Here is a 2,225-nt window from a genome sequence, read left to right as displayed (position 1 = left end):
ATGCCTAATAAAAAGCAAAAAACGAAAAAATAACAGCAACAGATGATAAAACTAAACGGAGTAAACCGTCTCGAGCAAGTACAAATGGAGAAAAAAGCCTCAGATACTCGCAACATCATTTGTCAAACAAATGCTACAGCGAAAAAAATCGTTAAAATTTAAGTTGTGAGAATGCAGAGCTTCAGAGATGTTAAAACTGACCCTAAAATGGATGGCCGCGAAACGCCAACAGACTCAACTGTCTCTGTTTCATCGTAAAAAAAGTGCCGATTTAGGCTTTCTTGATGCGATAACTTCTAAGCAATAAACCATCGCGTTTTTCCGTGAAACTGTATCGTCATTACAATAAATATAGCCATTAACTTAACGACTGGAGACTTGTGTCGCTAACGCTAAACCTGCATTTTTTGTATTATATTGATTTAAATTTTATAGGCCGTCAGTGGGAGAAACGTCTGCTCAACCTCTACTAACTTCAGCAATCATCTGGCATGCATAACACGCCAGAATTAACTATTTAGAAGCCAAAAAACATCATTAAGGGTATATAAAGAAAGGAGTTTTAAATCTATTGTTTATTCTTTACCCGCAAATAGTTTACTTATTAAATACGGGGATTATAATCATTACCCTTATTTGCAAGGAGCAGAAATATGCTAGGAATGCTTAAGAAACATACTGTTGAATTATGCCCAGAAGTTAGCGGGAAAATAACACACAACAATGTACCACTGCAAAACCAAACAGTTATCCGAAGTCTCACATATAATGACGATGAAACCGTTGAAAAATGTGTAACTAACTCGGAAGGTATGTTTATGTTTCCAGAAAAATCAATTAAGTCTAGGCTTCCTGGAAACATATTGCATGAAACTGCTATAAGGCAAATTATATTTGTTGAGTTTCAGGATCAAGAGCTTCTTATATGGTTCGCAAATCAAAGAGAAATTATTTCTCCAGAATCATTCTCACGATTAATGAGCAATCTAAAAGCAGAGCTAACTAACGCTGAACAAGTTTATGAATTTGAAAACTCAGAATTTCCTGCTTCACCTTTTAGAGTAAGATCTCTATGTGTATTAAAATAATTTCAAGGATGATTTTATGAATAAATTAACGCCAAGTATGGTCGCAGAACTATCTTCGATTGCTTACGATGTACAAAAGCAGTCAGTCTTAAAAAGAAATATTATTAATGTCAGCATTAATCTAGAAAAACACTTCAATTTTAATGTATCACCGAAACCTGTAATGGGAACTTCTGGGGGTTATGTTGCAAAAGCAAGAAACCAACAGACCGGGTTTGCCTTAATAGGACAAGGGCAAAGCGAACAATATAAGGATGATATTGTCATTGCAGTACGCGGGACTAATTTTGCCAGTTTAAATGATTTATCAACCGATGCTCGCGCTTCCACAAGTTCTACCGAACTTGGTGCGTTAGTACATGCAGGTTTTAATTCCGTTTTTGAGTCAATGAAAAAAGAGCTATTGCCTTATATAAATATGCTTCCAGCAAATGCAACACTCCATTGCGTTGGACACAGTTTAGGCGGAGCTATAGCGACTTTGATTGCCGACTGGGCAAAGCAAAAAATTCTTAATGTAAAACTATATAGTATTGGCGCACCTAAAGTTGGCTTTGCTGATTTCGCTCTTAAGCACACAAACGCACTGGGGCAGGAAAATATATTCCGCTGTACCAAAGGTTGCGATCCTGTCCCGATGGTTCCAGTCTGGCCTTTCGTTCATGCGCCATATAATGGTTATGAATATAGAGTTGATAACTCAGGCTTTGTAAACCCAATAAAACACAAAGTTAAATATTATATAGAGGATATGAAAAGCAGCGACTGGAATTCATATCAACGAAAAATCAGTTTTAATAGTCACAAAAGAGTAACGTTAGATGCTCGTTTAAGCCATCAAGTCAGTCGTGATTTATTTTGGATGAATCGCTTAAGCGAAGCATTATTAACACTATTACGTCAACTAGGTCATGGCATTGCTTCACGCTTACAAAGCGGTATCGCCAATGGTTTAAACTTTTATGACCAAATCGCCATGGTGTTATCTGATGTCACTTTGCATAATGCAACGTTTACTGGGCAATTAAATGGTCTATTAGCTCACATGTTAGTGTTTGCAGGTCATGCTACCCGTAAAGTAGAAACTCTAAGCTATGAGTTTATTAGTTGGGTGTTTAAAAAAACGATTCAAGTTGT

Annotated in this window: 2 protein-coding genes; both read left to right on the top strand. The window is 36.6% G+C overall.

The genetic code is table 11. From position 1 onward, the window contains the following. Positions 1 to 653: 653 nt before the first annotated feature. Positions 654 to 1,088: a DUF6795 domain-containing protein gene (locus CXF78_RS20970; RefSeq protein ID WP_011638574.1), complete on the top strand. Its 435-nt coding sequence runs from the start codon at positions 654 to 656 to the stop codon at positions 1,086 to 1,088. 16 nt (positions 1,089 to 1,104) lie between these two features. Then, positions 1,105 to 2,225 (top strand): lipase family protein (locus CXF78_RS20965; protein WP_102037848.1); only part of this gene is annotated, 1,121 nt, incomplete at its 3' end.

Origin of the sequence: Shewanella sp. 11B5, assembly GCF_002836795.1 — a bacterium.
In the GTDB taxonomy this organism is placed as follows: domain Bacteria; phylum Pseudomonadota; class Gammaproteobacteria; order Enterobacterales; family Shewanellaceae; genus Shewanella; species Shewanella frigidimarina.
Note: the sequence above shows the minus strand (reverse complement) of the source record. Positions and strands in the feature narration are given on the sequence as shown.